Below are 16,520 nucleotides of genomic sequence, written 5' to 3'. Positions count from 1 at the left end.
AACCGCGGAGAATGGGGGATTTGAACCCCCGAGGGCGTTAACCCAACACGCGTTCCAGGCGTGCGCCATAGGCCGCTAGGCGAATTCTCCAGTAGCTTCTGAATCAAAAGCAGATACTAGACTACCTGAATTTCCCGGCATCGCCCAATTGGCCCCTCGACCCCCAGCGGGCCCCTCGCCGCGGGACATGCCCCGCCCTGACCGCGGGCAGTGGACATAGTCCCAACACGCCCGCTCCCCGCCGCGAAAAATGGGCATGTCCCGCGGTATTTCGCGGCACCGGGCGCACGATTCGGGGCACACTCAAACGTCGGGTAAACTTGCTGACGGCCCCTCATGTGGCGTCATCCTGTTGAACTCCCCCAGGACCGGAAGGTAGCAAGGGTAAATGGGCTCTGGCGGGTGCATGAGGGGTCTTTTATGTCTGTGCCGATTGGTAGGGTTTAGCTGTGACTGTTACAACCGCGCTTTACCGTAGATACCGCCCAGATTCGTTCGCGGACGTAATCGGGCAGGAACACGTCACCGAGCCGCTGATGACGGCCCTGCGCAAGAACCGTGTCAATCACGCCTACCTCTTCTCGGGCCCCCGCGGCTGCGGAAAAACCACCTCTGCCCGCATCCTGGCCCGCTGCCTGAACTGCGCTGAAGGCCCTACGGACACCCCCTGCGGCAGGTGCCCCAGCTGCGTTGAGCTCGCCCGCGGCGGCTCCGGATCCCTCGACGTGATCGAGATTGACGCAGCTAGCCACGGCGGCGTGGACGACGCCCGTGACCTGCGCGAACGGGCCACCTACGCCCCCGTCCGGGACCGCTACAAGATCTTCATCATCGACGAAGCCCACATGGTCACCTCCGCCGGCTTCAATGCACTGCTGAAGATCGTCGAAGAGCCGCCGGAACACATCAAGTTCATCTTTGCCACCACGGAGCCGGACAAGGTCATCGGCACCATCCGCTCCCGCACGCACCACTACCCGTTCCGGCTCGTCCCGCCGGAGCCGCTTATGGAGTATCTAGAGCTGCTCTGCAAGCAGGAAGACGTTCCCGTGGCGCCCGGGGTGCTCTCGCTCGTCATCCGCGCCGGAGGCGGCTCTGTACGTGACTCGCTGTCCGTTCTGGACCAGCTTATGGCCGGCGCCGGACCGGCGGGACTGGACTACGAACTCGCCGTCGCGCTGCTGGGCTACACCCATGCCTCCCTGCTCGACGACGTTGTGGAGGCCGTGGCAGCATCAGACGCCGCCACCGTGTTCCGCGCCGTGGACCGTGTCATCCAGACCGGGCACGACCCCCGCCGCTTCGTGGAGGACCTGCTCGAGCGCTTCCGGGACCTCATCATCGTCCAGGCCATGCCGGAGAGCGCCCAGTCCATCCTCCGCGGCATGCCCGCAGACCAGATCGCACGCCTGCAGAACCAGGCCCACAACCTGGGCGCGGCAGAGCTGTCCCGGGCAGCGGACGTCACCAACACCGCACTGACCGAGATGACCGGCGCCACCTCGCCGCGCCTGCACCTCGAACTGCTGTGTGCCCGCATCCTGCTGCCTTCCGCGGATCAGACCGAACGCGGCATCGCCGCCCGGATCGACCGGGTGGAACGCCGCCTGAATTACGCAGGGAGCGACGTCGGGGCTCCCGCCGCCGTTGCGGCCGTTCCGGCGGCCGCGGTACCGGCCGCGGCCGCTCCCGCACCTGCTGCCCCCGCACCAATGACTCCGGTTCCGGCTGCCGCAACTCCTGCTGCGGCAGCGTCAGCGACCCCCGCATCCCCCTCGGCCGCCATGGCCCCCCAGCCCGAGACCGAACCTGCCCGGGAATCACTCACGCCGCCCCGCGTCAGCACCGGCGACTGGCCTGTCGACGAGCCCGCCGGAGTCCAGCGCGCCGCTCCGGGGAAGACCCCGGAATCCCGGGCGACCCCGCCGGCGCCGCCAGCGCCGGCGGCCGCTGCACCACCTGCCCCGTTCCCTTCAGGCCAGGCTCAGTCCGGCCCGGGCCGAACCGCTCCGGCCCAGGACCGGCGGGACCCCGCGCCTCCTGCCGCCGCGCCCGGCGTCGCGCCGGGCGCCGGCTCCGGGCCCGACGTCGAGGTCCTCCGCCGTGCCTGGCCTGAGATCCTGCAGACGCTGAGCAAAATCAAGCGGAGCACCTGGGCCCTGGTTGAACCGAATGCCCAGGTGGGCCACTTCGAAGACCATGTCCTGACGCTCGCCTTCACCACCTCCGGGCTGGCGGGGGCGTTCGGCCGGGCGGATCACTCCGAGAACCTGCGGCAGGCGATCCACAAGACCATCGGCATCGAATGCCAGATCAATGCGGTGGCCAGCGGAAGCAACAGCGCAGCGAGCTCTGAACCAAACCCAAAAGCACCCGTTAGCCGGGACGTCCCGGCCACGTCCGCCGACGCTGACTGGGGTCTGACCCCGGCGGCCGCACCGGCCCAATCCGGGGCCCCGCGAACCGAACCAGCGCCGGCGCAGACAGCCGTTCCCGCCACCCGGACAGCGCCTATGGCTCCGGCCCAAGCAACGGTCACTCCGGCGGCGCCAGTCCAGGCGCCGGTTCCGCCCGTCCCGGCCCCGGCGCTGGCCACCTCTGCCTCCGAGGTCCCGCCTGCCCCCGCCCCTGCCCCGGCTGCGGCGGCTGCAGGCGAACAGCAAAACTCGTCCCCGGAGTCCGCGGGTTCCTACGACCACCCCGATGATGACTGGGGCCCGCCCCGCGATGAGGACGCTCCGCCGCTGGACGAGGAACCGCCCATGGACTGGGACCCCTCGGCACCCGCCCTGGTCCGGGCCGCCCCGCCGGCCGCCGCGCCTGCGCCCGCACGCAAGAAAGCCGCCGCTCCGGCGCGTACCGGCGCCGCATCCCCGACGGCACCGAGCGGGGCTCCCGCCCCGCAAGCGCCGGATACCGCTGACGACCCGTGGGCCCGTGCAGTCGAGCAGGCCCCCGGGGTCTGGGCCGTCGGCACTGAGCCGAACGTCGGAAGGTACCCCGGGGAAGCATCCGAGACTCCGGAGCCCGCGCCTGAGCCGGAACCGCCGCACTACGAACCTGCGGCGGCCCAGGTCCCGCAGTACGCCGCGGCAGTGTCGGCTTCCGCTTCGTATGAGCCTGTCGCCTCCTCGTCAAACGGCTGGGGCGACCCCGCGGAGTTGGTGGCCGTGGGCGCCCCGTCCGTGCCGGCCTCAGCGAACGCGGCGCCGATTGCAGCGCCCGCCACACCGGCAAATGCCGCGCCGACAAACGCCGCGCCGACGGCAGCGCCCGTTCCACCCACGGCATCACCGGCAGCGAATCCCGTCGCCCCGGCAGCGACACCCGCGACCGGCCGGCAAAGCCTCTATCAGCGGCTGTCCAACAGCCCGGAGGCTGAAGCGGGACGTGCCAAGGCTCCGGCCAGGGCAGCGGCCGTCACCACCACCTACGTCCAGGACATCCCCAGTGCGGATGACGAAACGATCGAGGAATCCGGCGTCTTCGGACGTGCCGCCGTCGAACGAATCCTGGACGGAAAGCTGATTGAAGAGCGGTCACTGGACGGAAGCCCGCTGCCGCCGCGCTTCTAGCCGCCCCGCCGGGCCCGCCGCCGCTCCCACCCCAAACGAACGAGGACATTGTGTACGAAGGTGCAGTTCAAGAGCTGATTGACGAGCTCGGACGCCTTCCCGGAGTCGGGCCCAAGTCCGCCCAGCGGCTGGCCTTCCACATCCTTGAAGCCGACCCGCAGGACATGAAAAGACTCGTCGACGCCATCACCACCGTCAAGGAACGGGTCAAATTCTGCACGGTGTGCGGCAACGTCACGGAGCAGGAGCTGTGCAACATCTGCCGCGACCCTCGCCGGGACCCCTCGATCATCTGCGTTGTCGAGGAATCCAAGGACGTCCTCGCCGTCGAACGCACCCGCTCGTTCCGGGGCCGGTATCACGTGCTGGGCGGGGCGATTAACCCCATTGCCGGCATCGGCCCCGAGCAACTCCGGATCCGCGAACTCCTCACCCGGCTCAACGACGGCGCAATCCAGGAAATCATCATCGCGACCGACCCCAACCTGGAGGGCGAGGCCACAGCGACCTACCTGGCGCGCATGCTCAAGTCGATTGGCATCGCCGTGACCCGGCTGGCATCCGGCCTCCCCGTGGGAGGCGACCTCGAATACGCCGACGAGGTCACCCTCGGCCGGGCCTTCGAAGGCCGGCGCAACGCACTGAGCTAGCGGCTGCGTCCGAGCGCTTCCGGTCGCTGCCGCCGTCGTGCGTCGACTCCCGGCCGGACATGCCCAGCCCCCGCGCCCAGGGACGGACATAGTGCCAACATGCCCATCCTCCAGCCGCGGCGGAGGGCATGTCCTGACGGTCCGGAGCGCATGTCCGCTCCTGGCCCGCAGCGGAGGGCATGTCCAGGGGAACGGGAGCCGGGGTGTCTGGTATTCGGTCACAATTCAGCAACCGGGGGTCGCGGCGATAAACTGGGCTGAGAAGTTACGCCGTCGCGCCGTTTGGTTGCCTGGCCCAGAACCCCGATGATCCAGTGAGGGTGCGCGCATGAGTTTGCCCACTACCGAAGTCCACCCCGGACCGCAGCCACAGGAGCGGCCCGCCTCCGCCGTCGCCACGAAGCACCTGGTGGTGAAGAAATTCGGCGGCTCCTCCGTGGCGGATGCCGAGGGCATCAAGCGTGTGGCCCGACGGATCGTGGATGCCCAGAACGCCGGCGACGAAGTGGTCGTGGTCGTCTCCGCCATGGGCGACACGACCGATGAGCTGCTCGATCTCGCGTCTCAGGTCACCGACTCCGCCCCCGCCCGTGAGATGGACATGCTCCTCTCCGCCGGCGAACGCATCTCGATGGCGCTGCTTGCCATGGCCATCAACAAGTTCGGCGCCTCGGCCCAGTCCTTCACCGGTTCCCAGGCCGGCATGATCACCGATGGCATCCACGGCAAGGCCCGGATCATCGATGTCGACCCGCACCGCATCCGCACCGCCCTGGACAAGGGCCATATCGCTATCGTCGCGGGCTTCCAGGGCATGAGCCGCACCACCAACGAAATCACCACCCTGGGCCGAGGCGGCTCGGACACGACGGCCGTGGCCCTGGCTGCCGCCCTCGACGCCGACGTGTGTGAAATCTTCACGGACGTCGACGGGATCTACACCGCCGATCCGCGCGTCGTCCCGTCCGCCCGCAAGATCGACCGGATCTCCAGCGAGGAAATGCTCGAACTCGCGGCGTCCGGCGCCAAGATCCTGCACCTGCGCTGCGTCGAGTACGCGCGCCGGTTCGGTGTGCCGCTGCACGTCCGTTCCTCATTCAGCCAGAACGAAGGCACCTGGGTCCTCCCCGGCGCTGACGACAAGATCACAACCCAAGAGGGAGTTGCCTTGGAGCAGCCAATCATCTCCGGTGTTGCACACGACCGCTCAGAGGCCAAGGTCACGGTCGTCGGGGTTCCCGATATCCCCGGCAAGGCTGCGGCGATCTTCCAGGTCATCGCCGATGCGCACTCGAACATCGACATGATCGTCCAGAACGTTTCCACCCACGGCACCGGCCGGACCGACATTTCCTTCACGCTGCCGATCGTCGAGGGCGCCGATGCCCTCGCCGCGCTGCATGCCGCGCAGGACCGGATCGGCTTCGAAACCATCGAGTACAACGAGAAGATCGGCAAGCTCTCGCTGATCGGCGCCGGCATGCGTTCCCACCCGGGCGTCTCGGCGAAGTTCTTCGCCGCGCTCTCCGAGGCCGGGATCAATATCAACATGATCTCCACCTCGGAGATCCGGATTTCGGTCGTCACCCACGCGGACCTGCTCGACGACGCCGTGCGCGCCATCCACAAGGCTTTCGACCTGGACAGCGAGGATGAGGCAACGGTGTACGGCGGTACCGGCCGCTGAGCCACCCCGCCTCGGGCAGGCATCGAATTAACTGACAAAGGGAGCGGCATGTGCCGCTCCCTTTGTCATGCCCCCTGCAGGGCGCTGCTCAGACTTGTTCTTTCGGGAGGTCTTCCTTCCGGACAGCGTAGCGATGTCCGTGCGCATCGGTCTCCACTTCAAAGCCGGCGAGCTCCATTTCAGCGGCGCGCTCCAAGTCATCATTCCTGTGCACAACCGGCGCGGAGTAATCGCCCCGCTGGGCCGGGCCGAAAAGAAAGCGTGCCCATAACGACGGGTGCAGGTGCTGCCTGAGTGCCATCTTCCTCAGTGCGAGTGCCACAATTCCCACCCCCTCTCCAGCGTCCGGGCCACGACGAACAGACGTGGCTAAGTGCTGGTGCCAGTGCCCCTATTTTACGCCCGTCGTCGGGAAAATGCAGGGGCGCCGGCGGCCCGAAAGCGAGCCCGCTGCGCGGAGCCGGCCCGGGCTGAACCCGGCGCCGGCTTTACCGCAGCGATTTGTCCTCGGGGTTGCGCGGCACAACGTAGGTGCTGCCGTCGGGGCGGTGGAGGGTCTCCCACTGCTGGGTCTCGGCTTCGCGCTGGGCCAGCAGTTGCCGGTTACGCTCCGTCATTTCGTGTCCCAGGGAGCTGCGGTTGGCCGGCCCGAAAATCATCCGGAGCCTGCCCGTTGCGCGCATGAACCTCTGCGAGGCGTTGTCGGCATTTTCCTTGGCTTTCACTATCCACTCCTCTGAACGGGACGATGCCATCAGTGTACGCTAATGATTAGCGCACTAACTATCCATGGAGTGCCCCAGTGACCGATGTGACCGAAGGAACCAGGGACGACCTGCTGCTGGAACACCAGCTGTGCTTCGCCCTCACGGTGGCTTCCCGCAGTGTCGTCGGGGCCTACAAGCCGGTACTGGACCAGCTCGGCCTCACCCACCCCCAGTACCTGGTGATGCTGTGCCTCTGGGAATCCAGCCCGCGCTCGGTTCGCGACATCAGCGAAGCGCTCGCCCAGGAGCCGGCAACGATTTCCCCCCTGCTGCGCCGCCTGGAAGCCGCCGGATTCATCACGCGCCAGCGGGTCCCGGGCGACGAGCGGACCCTTGCGGTGGGGCTCACCCCGCAAGGGACCGCGCTGCGGCAGCAGGCCACGGCTGTGCCCGGAACCATGATGGATCTGCTGGGCCTGAGCCGCGAACAGGTCGGCCAGCTGCATGCCTCCATGACGGCCCTGATTGCGGCAACGAAGACCGCATCCAAGGACGCGCCCCGGCGGTAGACTGGGCAAAACACAGGAGGACAGCTGATGCGCAAGCAACTCAGTTACGCGGCGCTCGTTCTGATGGCGGTCACCGGAATGACGGCCTGCATGCCCGGCGGCGGGACCACCACGTCGCCGTCGGCCACGCTTTCCGCCCCGACAAGCACGGCCAGCCCCTCGGCCACGGACACCCTCCCGCCGGACGCCGAAACGAAGACTCCCGCCCCCTCGCCTCCCGCCGCCCCGGTGACCCCCGGTCCCGGCCAGGGCAACGTCGAATTGGCCATCATGGTCAAACCGTCCGAAACCGGAACCCCGGCCAACTTCACGCTCGTGTGCCTGGACGGCGTCCCGGCCGCCGAGAGCCAGCATCCCGACGCTGCGGCCGGCTGCACCGCCCTGAAGAACAACGCGGCGCTCCTCAACCCCGGGCCGCGGCCCACTGACCAGGCCTGCACGCAGCAGTACGGCGGCCCGCAGGAGGCGACAGTCACCGGCGTCGTGGACGGCAAGGCCGTCGAGGCGAGCTTCAGCCTGCGCGACGGCTGCGAGATCGCCGACTGGAACGCCGCCAAGGACGTCCTTGGCTCCACCGGCGGAGCTGTCTAAGCTGCAGCACCTGCCGCAGGAAGACTGGCTGCAGCGCCAGGCCGCCCACCAGGCGCGCGTCCGGCGCTACGCGGACCCGTACCTTGCCCGCCGGTCCGCGGGCAAGAAGCACCCGGTCGAAGACTTCCTCTTCACCTACTACACCCAAAAACCAGGCCAGCTGCTGCGCTGGCACCCTGGCGCCGGCGTCGTGCTCTCAGGTCCTGCCGCGGCTGAGCGCGCCGGCTGGAAGTACTACGGCACTCCCGACGCCGGCGCCCTCGCCGCGGCGGGCCTGCCGGCGGGCGCCGCGGCCGTCACGGTCGACACCGCAGCCTTCGGACAGGACCGCCGCGACGCCCTGCAGTTCGCCGGGATCATCCTGGCCGGCACGGCGGCGCGGCCGGCCCAGTTCGGCTGCTTCGGGCTGCACGAATGGGCCATGGTCTACCGGCAGGACAAATTCGAGCTCCGCCATGAGTACCTCCAGCTGCGGCTGGGCTCCGAACGGACCGACGAGGTGGTCGAGACGAACCGGATCCGCTGCTCGCACTTCGATGCCTTCCGTTTTTACACCCCGGACGCCGTGACGCTGAACAGCCTGCAGCCAAGCCGGGAGAACCAGCGGACGATGGAACAGCCCGGCTGCCTGCACGCCAACATGGACCTGTACAAGTGGGCCTACAAGCTCTCCCCGCTGCTGCCCAGCGAGCTGGTGATGGACTGCTTCGAGCTCTCCTGGCGGATCAGGGCGATGGACATGCAGGCGTCCCCCTATGACCTGAATGAGTGGGGCTATCCCGCCATCCCGATCGAAACGGCCGAGGGAAAGGCCGAGTACGTTGAATACCAGCGGGTTTTCGCCGCCGAATCGCAGAAACTGCGCCAGCGGCTGCTGCGGGAGCTGACACCCCTGATCCCGTCGACGGGTTCCGGCCCTCGCCCTGCCACCGAACGCACGGAAGGACCGTAATGACCGCCGCACCCCGCAGCCAGAGCCGCCACGAGATCGATCTCACCGTCCGCCTGACCGAGGCCCCGGGCGCCCCGGAACACGTGTTCCAGCTGGAGGCAAGCGGCGGTTCCCTGGCCGAGGGGTGCACGCTCCCGGATTCAGCGGCGGCGCTCGCTGCCGTTCTGGAGCACGGGGCGGACATTTTCTTCCCCAGGCCCGGTCCGCCGAAAATGTGCACCCAGCAGTACGGCGGTCCGCAGGTGGCGATCGTGACCGGCTGGTTCCTGGACCGGGAGGTCAACAGCCAGTTCAGCCGCACCGACGGCTGCGAGATCGCCCGCTGGCGTGCCATGGCGCCGCTGCTGGGCGGGGTTGCCGGTTCCACCGGCGCGATCTAGCCCGGCCACGCCACTTCAGTCCTGGCACCCAAAGGGCAAAGTTAAAGGGCAATGGCCGGCGGTGGAAACCGCCGGCCATTGCCCCTGTTCTCAGGGTGGGACTCCGCCTAGATGGCGTTGTTCGGGCGGTCCAGCTCCTGGTTCTGGAGCTTGGACTGCCCGGCTGAGCCTTCCGACGTCGGCGCGACAGAAGCCGTGCCGGCGCTGTTCACCAGGACACTGACGAACGTCGCCTCGCTGGCTCCAGCGAAGGTGATCCGTCCGATGTAGGAGCCGGGTTCAAGTCCGGTCCAGTTCAGCGTGACCTTGCCCGTCTCTCCGTTGGGCAGCACCAGCGGGTTCGGCGTGAGCGTGGCGTTGTTCTCATTGGCACCGAGAACGGCCGCGTCCACGGATGCCTTGCGGGCCTCGCCGTCCGGGCTGGAGTACAGGTTCGCGTAGATCGTGTACGAGCCGGCAGCAGGGTTGGGGATGGAAACCGTCTCACTGGCCGACGCCGTCGCGACCGTCAGGACACCCCTGGGGGTGACCACCCACATGTCGAAGTCCGAGTTCGGGTCAGAGGAGATGACCGAGAACTTGGCCAGCGGAGCACCAGCCGGGACCTTGACGGTCTTGACGAAGGTCGAGGCGTCAGCGCGGCCGGTGAACGGCCCCGGAATCAGCTCCACTGCGGTGGAATCCGCCTTGGACAGTCCATCAAGGGTCATGGCGATCGGGTTGTCGGTGCCGGAGACCACGCTGATGTCACCGGATCCGGTCCCGGTCTCGGAGGTGAAGGAAATGTCCTTGGCGGCCACGGCGGACTGCGGACGGACTGCGATCGGAGAGGTGACGGTCTTGCCTGCACCCACCCAGCTCAGTGAACCCATCGCGAACTTGCCCAGAGCAGCGCCCTTGTTCTCGAAGGTCACCCTGAAGGTTTTCGTTTCGCCGGCGGCCTTGAAGTTCAGGGCGGCCGGGGAGACGCTGACCTTGATTCCGGGCACATTGGCTTTCGCCTTGTAGATGCCCGGGGTTAGGGCGGTCACCGTACGGGTGACCTCGATCTTGCCGGTGAGGTTGCCCAGCGAGAAGGACGGGACGTTCATGTCCCGCGGCAACGTGCTGGACGGCAGGCCAAGGTTGACGCCCGTGCCCTGGATGAACTTCAGGTAATCCGTGAGGCCAGCGTCATAGACCAGACCCGGATCGACCATGCGTGCCGGATCCACCTGGCCCGCGCCGGTGGCGTGGACGTCGGTGTTCTTGGAGCCGTCGGCATTCACGACATTGCCTGCCGTGGTCATCATGGCGGACTTGACCGTTGCCGGTGACCAGTTCGGGTTCTTGCCCAGGAGCAGGGCGCCGAAGCCGGCAACGTGCGGTGCGGCCATCGAGGTACCGGACATAAAGCCGAATTCGTCTCCGCCGGTTCCGATCGGCGAGACGCCGGCCAGCACTGCGACGCCCGGGGCGGCGACGTCAGGCTTCAGCAGGTCGGAGCCGGCGGCCAGCAGCGGCCCGCGGGAGGAGAAACCGGCAATCTGCGGCTGGGCCTCCAGGGGCAGGCCGGTGGTGTCCTTGCTGACCAGTGAAACCGTGATGGCCGGGTTGGCGGTGACCTTGGCCTTGATGGCCTCGGTGGCCGGCGGGTTCACGTGGACGGTCGGGACGGCGTGCTTGTCCGTGTCCAGCGAAGAGCTGCTCAGGTTCACCAGGATCATGCCGACGCCGCCGCCGCGGGCAACCTCGGCGCTCTTGGCGACGCGGTCGAAGACGCCGCGGTCGCAGACGACGACCTTGCCGGCAACCTTGGCGGGCTCCAGCGTGTCCGGGCCGCAGAGTGCCGTGTTCGGGTTACCGGCGGTGATGGCCGCGTTGGCAGCCAGCACGACCCCGGCGTCCTTGACCTCTTTGTTCATGATGCTGGCGCCACGGAACTTCGCGCCGTCGGCGAATTCCACCGTGCCCTGGAGCTCCTGGGAGAAGCTGCTGGCCGCAACCGTGGTGACCCAGGGGCCGCCGTGGTTGACGGTGCTGGCCGTCGGTCCGGAGTTTCCGGCCGACGCGGCGACGAAGATTCCTGCGGTGGAAGCGTTCAGGAAGGCCACCGAAACGGGGTCGATCACGGACGTCGCTGACCCGGAGATGGAGTAGTTGAGCACGTCAACCCCGTCCTCCATGGCCTGCTCGACGGCGGCAACGGACGAGGAGCTGTAGCAGCCGCCGGTGTTCGGATCGGTGTCTTCCCAGCAGACCTTGTAGACGGAGAGCTTGGCGGCGGGCGCAATGCCGCTGGTCAGGCCGAAGCTGCGTCCGTCGACGAACGTTTCGATGTTGGGGTTGCCCACCGCGGTGCTTCCGGTGTGGGTGCCGTGGCTGTCGACGTCGACCGGTGACAGCAGCTCCTGCGGTGCGCGGCTTCCCTCCGGAACGTACTTGAGGAAGTCCTCGGCGAAGTAGTGCGCGCTGAGGACCTTGGAATTGCAGGCCGAACCATCGAATTCCTCACCCGTCTGGCACTCACCGAGGAAGGTGTCGCCGTCGGACTTGAGCATCGCGATTTTGCCGTCGGCCGTCCTGTACGGCACACCGACGACGGGTTCGCCGACGAGGGGCTGGACCTCGTCCCCGGCGAAGAAGGCACTGTCCGGGGTGTAACCGGTGTCGATGACGCCGACGACGACGCCCTTGCCGGCACCGTCCTGGCCGCCGAACTGGGTGTTCCACGTTCCGTTTTCGCCGCTGAGCTTGAGGAAATCGGTGCTGGAGTAGTCCGGGGTGTTTTCCGTGTCAGGGGCAACCACCAGGACGCCGGGATCCTTGGCGAGCTTGACGGCCTGATCCGTGGTGAGCGTGGCGCTGAAGCCGTTGACCGCGGCGGAGAACTGGCGCTGGATCTGGACGCCCTGCTGCCCGGCGACCTCCGCCTGCTTCTTCTCCAGGTGGGCCCGGTACTTCTTGACCTCAGCCTTTGCGGTGTCCAGCTTCTTGCCGGTCGCCGGCTTGGTGGCCTGGAAACCTGCGGTGCTGCCCTCGTAGCTCGCGGCCGGCATTTCAGCCAGGAGCACGATGTAGCGGCCGTCCGGGTAGCTGCCGGGATCCAGACTCTTCTGGGCAACTCCCGCAACGGTGGAACCCTGTGCGGGTGCCGCGGTGGCGGGTGCGATAGCGACTGTTGACAAGAGCAGCGGCAAGCCCAGGGTCAGTGCCACGGCCCTCCGGAGTCCCCCGCTTCGAAGGAAGCTCTTTCCTGGTGAATTCACGTGTGGTTGAACCTTTCATAAGGAACGGCCCCGACCTTGCTGCCGGGTCAAGGCTGGCCGGACAGCAAGAGCTGAGACTCTCACGGCACCGACGGATACCAGCCGATTCATACAGTACAGACTGAGAGCCAGTTATGACATAGAACACATAGGGTAAATCAAAATTAGTCAATCAATTCGACAGCATAGTGATACCCGTCCGCGCCGGAGGGTGCGCGGACGGTCCACTCCAGCCAGCCGGCACGGGGGAAACGGGGTGCTCCCGGGGCGCTCTGGGGGCGTGCCGGGGTGCTACTGGCGGGGCGTCCTGACAACTTCGCTGATCCAGGCGCGGGTCTTTTCATCAAGGGGGCCGGCTACATTGCTTGCCCGGGCCTTCCGGTCCGCCTTGATCTTTTGCAGCACCATCCGTCCGAGGCCGGCGAAGACGGCGGCGGCAACAACGGGCAAAAGCACGGATTTCGATTTCTCAGCCATACGCACATGCTACTGACGGGGGCACCGGGGTGACCATAGTGTCGTCGCAGGTCACCCCGGTGCGGGGCGCTGCTGCCCGGGAGCGTTCCCGGCCGGCGGCCCCGCCGCCCGGGTGGCACCGTTCACACTCCCAGCCCGAAATGCGCCCGGACGCACCGCGGCCGGTAGAATGGGCATGCAAGCTCGCGGAGCGCCCCTTCACGTTGTCCTCACCACACAGCGGACCGGCGTGAGACGGCACCACTCCGCTGCGCCCTTACCCAATGCTCACGCACAGGAGTTGCCGGATGCCCCGGATCGTTGTCGACGTCATGCCCAAGCCCGAGATTCTCGACCCGCAGGGGAAGGCCATCGTGGGTGCACTCCCCCGGCTGGGCTTCACCGCGTTCAGCGCTGTCCGCCAGGGCAAGCGCTTTGAACTCACCGTCGACGGCGAGGTGACCGAAGAGATCCTGGCCCAGGCCCGGAACGCCGCGGAGACCCTGCTGTCCAACCCGGTCATCGAGGACGTCGTCAACGTCGAGGTCGTCGAGGCCTGAGATGACTGAACTCCCCCTGATCGGTGAAACGATCGCCCCCGCCGCGGAACCCAGGCTCGCGGGTGCCAGGATCGGCGTCGTCACCTTCCCCGGAACCCTGGATGACCGCGACGCCGCCCGCGCGGTCCGGCTGGCAGGGGCCACCCCCGTGGCCCTCTGGCACGCCGACACCACCCTCGGTGACGTCGACGCCGTCGTCATTCCCGGCGGCTTCTCCTACGGCGACTACCTCCGCGCCGGCGCCATCGCACGGTTCGCGCCGCTCATGGCCAGGATCACCGACGCCGCCAACTCGGAGGCCAGGCTGCCCGTCCTGGGCATCTGCAACGGCTTCCAGATCCTCACCGAGTCGCACCTGCTGCCCGGCTCGATGATCAAGAACGACCACCTCAAGTTCATGTGCCGCGACCAGGTCCTGCGGGTGGAGAACAACACCACGGACTGGACCCGCGACTACGCCGTCGGCCAGGAAATCACCATTCCGCTGAAAAACCAGGACGGCCAGTACATCGCGGATGAGAAGACCCTCGATGCCCTGGAGGCGGAGGGCCGCGTGGTGTTCCGCTACGTCGGTTTCAACCCGAACGGTTCGCGCCGCGACATCGCCGGCATCTCCAACGCCGCGGGCAATGTCGTTGGCCTCATGCCGCACCCCGAGCACGCGGTGGAGGACGGCTTCGGCCCCGAAATCGGCTCCGCCACGGAGGGCCTCGGCTTCTTCACCTCTGTACTGAACAAAATCGTGGGAGACAACAAATGACGGAGACGTCAGCGGTCTCGATCACCGAGACCAAGAAGTTCAACATCGACACCGTCGAGAACGCGGCCAAGACCCCGGACGTCGAGCTCCCCTGGGCCGAGCTGGGCCTGAAGCAGAACGAGTTCGACGAGGTCGTCAAGGTTCTGGGCCGCCGCCCGACCGGCGCCGAGCTCGCCATGTACTCCGTGATGTGGAGCGAGCACTGCTCCTACAAGTCCTCCAAGAACCACCTGCGCCAGTTCGGCGAAAAGGTGACCGAGGAGATGAAAAAGGACATGCTCGTGGGCATCGGCGAAAACGCCGGTGTCACGAACCTGGGCGACGGCTGGGCCGTGACCTTCAAGATCGAGTCGCACAACTCGCCGTCGTTCGTGGAGCCCTACCAGGGTGCCGCAACGGGCATCGGCGGCATCGTCCGCGACATCATTTCGATGGGCGCCCGCCCGGTCGCGGTGATGGATCCGCTGCGTTTCGGCGCGATTGACCACCCGGACACGGCCCGTGTCATGCACGGCGCGGTGGCCGGCATCGGCGGCTACGGGAACTCCCTGGGCCTGCCGAACATCGGCGGCGAAATGGTCTTCGATTCCGTCTACCAGGGCAACCCGCTGGTCAACGCCCTGGCCGTGGGCGTAATGCGCCATGAGGACATCCGCCTCGCCAACGCCTCCGGCAAGGGCAACAAGGTGGTGCTCTTCGGCGCCCGCACCGGCGGCGACGGCATCGGCGGCGCCTCCGTGCTGGCCTCGGAGTCCTTCGACGACACCAAGCCGTCCAAGCGCCCCGCCGTCCAGGTGGGTGACCCCTTCGCCGAGAAGGTCCTGATCGAGTGCTGCCTCGAGCTGTTCAAGGGCTCACTTGTTGAGGGCATCCAGGACCTCGGCGCCGCGGGCATCTCCTGCGCCACGTCCGAGCTCGCCTCCAACGGCGACGGCGGCATGGAAGTGGAGCTGACCTCGGTCCTGCTCCGCGACCCCACCCTGACTCCCGGCGAAATCCTGATGTCAGAGTCGCAGGAACGCATGATGGCCGTCGTCACCCCGGAAAATGTCGCCGCGTTTGAAGCGGTCATGGACAAATGGGCTGTGGAGTACTCCTGGCTCGGCGAGGTGACCGACACCGGCCGCCTGATCATCACGTGGGAAGGCGTCGTTATCGTCGACGTCGACCCGCGCACCGTGGCTCACGACGGCCCGGTCTACGACCGCCCGTACGCCCGCCCCGAGTGGCAGGACGCCGTGCAGGCCGATGCCTTCACCGGGTCCGTGCAGGATGCCGGGCGCCCCTCCGCCCCTGCGGACCTGGCCGCCGCCATCACCGAGCTCGTCGCCTCACCGAACATGTGCAGCAAGTCCTGGATCACCCAGCAGTACGACCGCTACGTTGGCGGCAACACCGCCATGGCGTTCCCGGACGACGCCGGCGTGGTCCGGGTGGACGAGGAAACCGGGCTCGGAGTTGCCCTGGCCACCGACGCCAACGGCCGCTACACCTACCTCGATCCGTACCACGGCGCGCAGCTGGCGCTGGCCGAGGCCTACCGCAACGTCGCCACCTCCGGTGCCGTGCCGATGGCGGTCAGCGACTGCCTGAACTTCGGCTCCCCCGAGGACCCCGACGTGATGTGGCAACTGGCCGAGGCGATCCGGGGCCTGTCCGACGCCTGCATGGTGCTGGGCATCCCGGTCACCGGCGGCAACGTCTCGCTGTACAACCAGACGGGCAGCACGCCCATCCACCCCTCCCCCGTGGTGGCAGTCCTGGGCAAGTTCGACGACGTCGCCCGCCGCACGCCGTCGGGCTGGCGCGAGGACGGCCAGGCCATCTATCTGCTCGGCACGACGGCGGCGGAACTGGACGGTTCGGAGTGGTCCAACATGCGCGGACACCTCGGCGGGCTGCCGCCCAAGGTTGACCTCGACGCCGAACGCGCGCTCGGCGAGATCCTGATCAACGCCTCCCGCGACGGCATGGTGGACTCCGCGCACGACCTCTCCGAAGGCGGCCTCGCGGCAGCCCTCGTGGAGTCCTCGCTGCGCTACGGCGTGGGTGCCCGGATCGCACTCCAGGACGTCCTGGACCGCGACGGCGTGGACCTGTTCACGGCGCTGTTCTCCGAGACGCAGGGACGCGCCGTCGTGGCCGTACCCCGCTCCGAGGAGATCCGTTTCAAGGACATGTGCACCGCCCGCGGCTTCGCGCACCTCCGGATCGGCGTCGTTGATGCCGAGGGCGGCACGCTGGAGATCAACGGCGTCGAGACCATGAACCTCGACGCGCTCCGCGAAGCCCACGAGGCCACCCTGCCGAAGTACTTCGGCTAGTCCCCACCCACCATCGGCTGCTCCGCAACTGCCCTTTTGAACCCTCGGAACGGCAGTTACG

14 protein-coding genes, 1 tRNA gene and 1 other RNA gene are annotated in these 16,520 nt (G+C 67.6%); 11 read left to right on the top strand and 5 right to left on the bottom strand.

The genetic code is table 11. From position 1 onward, the window contains the following. Positions 1 to 5: 5 nt before the first annotated feature. Positions 6 to 90: transfer RNA gene (locus tag ASPU41_RS08450), tRNA-Ser, on the bottom strand. A 235-nt stretch (positions 91 to 325) separates the two neighbouring features. Here ASPU41_RS08450 and ffs point away from each other — a divergent pair. From ffs to ASPU41_RS08430, 4 genes are all read left to right on the top strand, one after another. Further along, an RNA gene (ffs, locus tag ASPU41_RS08445) (signal recognition particle sRNA small type) lies at positions 326 to 422 on the top strand. Positions 423 to 449: 27 nt separating this feature from the next. Next, the gene (locus tag ASPU41_RS08440) at positions 450 to 3,575 is read left to right on the top strand and encodes a DNA polymerase III subunit gamma and tau (RefSeq protein WP_083266429.1); all 3,126 of its coding nucleotides are present in this window, start codon (positions 450 to 452) and stop codon (positions 3,573 to 3,575) included. Positions 3,576 to 3,625: 50 nt separating this feature from the next. Continuing rightward, positions 3,626 to 4,225: a recombination mediator RecR gene (gene recR / locus ASPU41_RS08435; RefSeq protein WP_069950546.1), complete on the top strand. Its 600-nt coding sequence runs from the start codon at positions 3,626 to 3,628 to the stop codon at positions 4,223 to 4,225. A 328-nt stretch (positions 4,226 to 4,553) separates the two neighbouring features. Continuing rightward, positions 4,554 to 5,912, top strand: a complete 1,359-nt coding sequence (locus tag ASPU41_RS08430) for an aspartate kinase (protein WP_069950545.1) — start codon at positions 4,554 to 4,556, stop codon at positions 5,910 to 5,912. Between the two features lie 88 nt (positions 5,913 to 6,000). Here the strand turns inward: ASPU41_RS08430 and ASPU41_RS08425 are convergent, their stop codons facing one another. Both ASPU41_RS08425 and ASPU41_RS08420 read right to left on the bottom strand, forming a co-directional pair. Beyond that, on the bottom strand, positions 6,001 to 6,234 hold the full coding sequence (locus ASPU41_RS08425) for a hypothetical protein (RefSeq protein WP_442856240.1): 234 nt from the start codon (positions 6,232 to 6,234) through the stop codon (positions 6,001 to 6,003). Positions 6,235 to 6,400: 166 nt separating this feature from the next. Continuing rightward, positions 6,401 to 6,595 carry a hypothetical protein gene (locus ASPU41_RS08420; protein ID WP_442856246.1) on the bottom strand — a complete coding sequence of 65 codons (195 nt, stop codon included), beginning with the start codon at positions 6,593 to 6,595 and terminating at the stop codon, positions 6,401 to 6,403. Positions 6,596 to 6,714: 119 nt separating this feature from the next. On the opposite strand from ASPU41_RS08420, the gene ASPU41_RS08415 reads away from it, so the two are divergent. Genes ASPU41_RS08415 through ASPU41_RS08400 form a run of 4 tightly spaced genes read left to right on the top strand, consistent with a single transcriptional unit; the run spans position 6,715 to position 9,111 of the window. Then, entirely contained in the window at positions 6,715 to 7,188 is a 474-nt protein-coding gene (locus ASPU41_RS08415) for a MarR family winged helix-turn-helix transcriptional regulator (protein ID WP_069950543.1), read from the top strand. Between the two features lie 27 nt (positions 7,189 to 7,215). Continuing rightward, the gene (locus ASPU41_RS08410) at positions 7,216 to 7,779 is read left to right on the top strand and encodes an SSI family serine proteinase inhibitor (protein WP_069950542.1); all 564 of its coding nucleotides are present in this window, start codon (positions 7,216 to 7,218) and stop codon (positions 7,777 to 7,779) included. Next, positions 7,754 to 8,731, top strand: coding sequence for a 3-methyladenine DNA glycosylase (locus ASPU41_RS08405; protein WP_069950541.1), 978 nt, complete (start codon positions 7,754 to 7,756; stop codon positions 8,729 to 8,731). The genes ASPU41_RS08410 and ASPU41_RS08405 overlap by 26 nt, the downstream gene beginning before the upstream one ends. Then, positions 8,731 to 9,111, top strand: coding sequence for a serine protease inhibitor (locus ASPU41_RS08400; RefSeq protein ID WP_069950540.1), 381 nt, complete (start codon positions 8,731 to 8,733; stop codon positions 9,109 to 9,111). Before ASPU41_RS08405 ends, ASPU41_RS08400 begins: the two co-directional genes overlap by 1 nt. Before the next feature lie 107 nt (positions 9,112 to 9,218). On the opposite strand, the gene ASPU41_RS08395 is transcribed toward ASPU41_RS08400, so the two are convergent. Together ASPU41_RS08395 and ASPU41_RS08390 are read right to left on the bottom strand one after the other, a co-directional pair. After that, complete coding sequence (locus ASPU41_RS08395) at positions 9,219 to 12,359, bottom strand: S8 family serine peptidase (protein WP_442856239.1); 3,141 nt, start codon at positions 12,357 to 12,359, stop codon at positions 9,219 to 9,221. Between the two features lie 291 nt (positions 12,360 to 12,650). Beyond that, positions 12,651 to 12,836, bottom strand: a complete 186-nt coding sequence (locus ASPU41_RS08390) for a hypothetical protein (RefSeq protein ID WP_069950539.1) — start codon at positions 12,834 to 12,836, stop codon at positions 12,651 to 12,653. Positions 12,837 to 13,123: 287 nt separating this feature from the next. Between ASPU41_RS08390 and purS the strand changes: the two genes are divergently transcribed. Genes purS through purL form a run of 3 tightly spaced genes read left to right on the top strand, consistent with a single transcriptional unit; the run spans position 13,124 to position 16,459 of the window. Next, entirely contained in the window at positions 13,124 to 13,375 is a 252-nt protein-coding gene (gene purS, locus ASPU41_RS08385; RefSeq protein WP_056427643.1) for a phosphoribosylformylglycinamidine synthase subunit PurS, read from the top strand. A gap of 1 nt (position 13,376) precedes the next feature. Next, positions 13,377 to 14,135: a phosphoribosylformylglycinamidine synthase subunit PurQ gene (purQ, locus tag ASPU41_RS08380; protein WP_069950538.1), complete on the top strand. Its 759-nt coding sequence runs from the start codon at positions 13,377 to 13,379 to the stop codon at positions 14,133 to 14,135. Further along, positions 14,132 to 16,459 (top strand): phosphoribosylformylglycinamidine synthase subunit PurL, encoded by a 2,328-nt coding sequence (purL, locus tag ASPU41_RS08375; RefSeq protein WP_069950537.1) that lies wholly within the window; start codon positions 14,132 to 14,134, stop codon positions 16,457 to 16,459. Before purQ ends, purL begins: the two co-directional genes overlap by 4 nt. Positions 16,460 to 16,520: the final 61 nt, after the last annotated feature.

Origin of the sequence: Arthrobacter sp. U41 (assembly GCF_001750145.1) — a bacterium.
In the GTDB taxonomy this organism is placed as follows: domain Bacteria; phylum Actinomycetota; class Actinomycetes; order Actinomycetales; family Micrococcaceae; genus Arthrobacter.
Note: the sequence above shows the minus strand (reverse complement) of the source record. Positions and strands in the feature narration are given on the sequence as shown.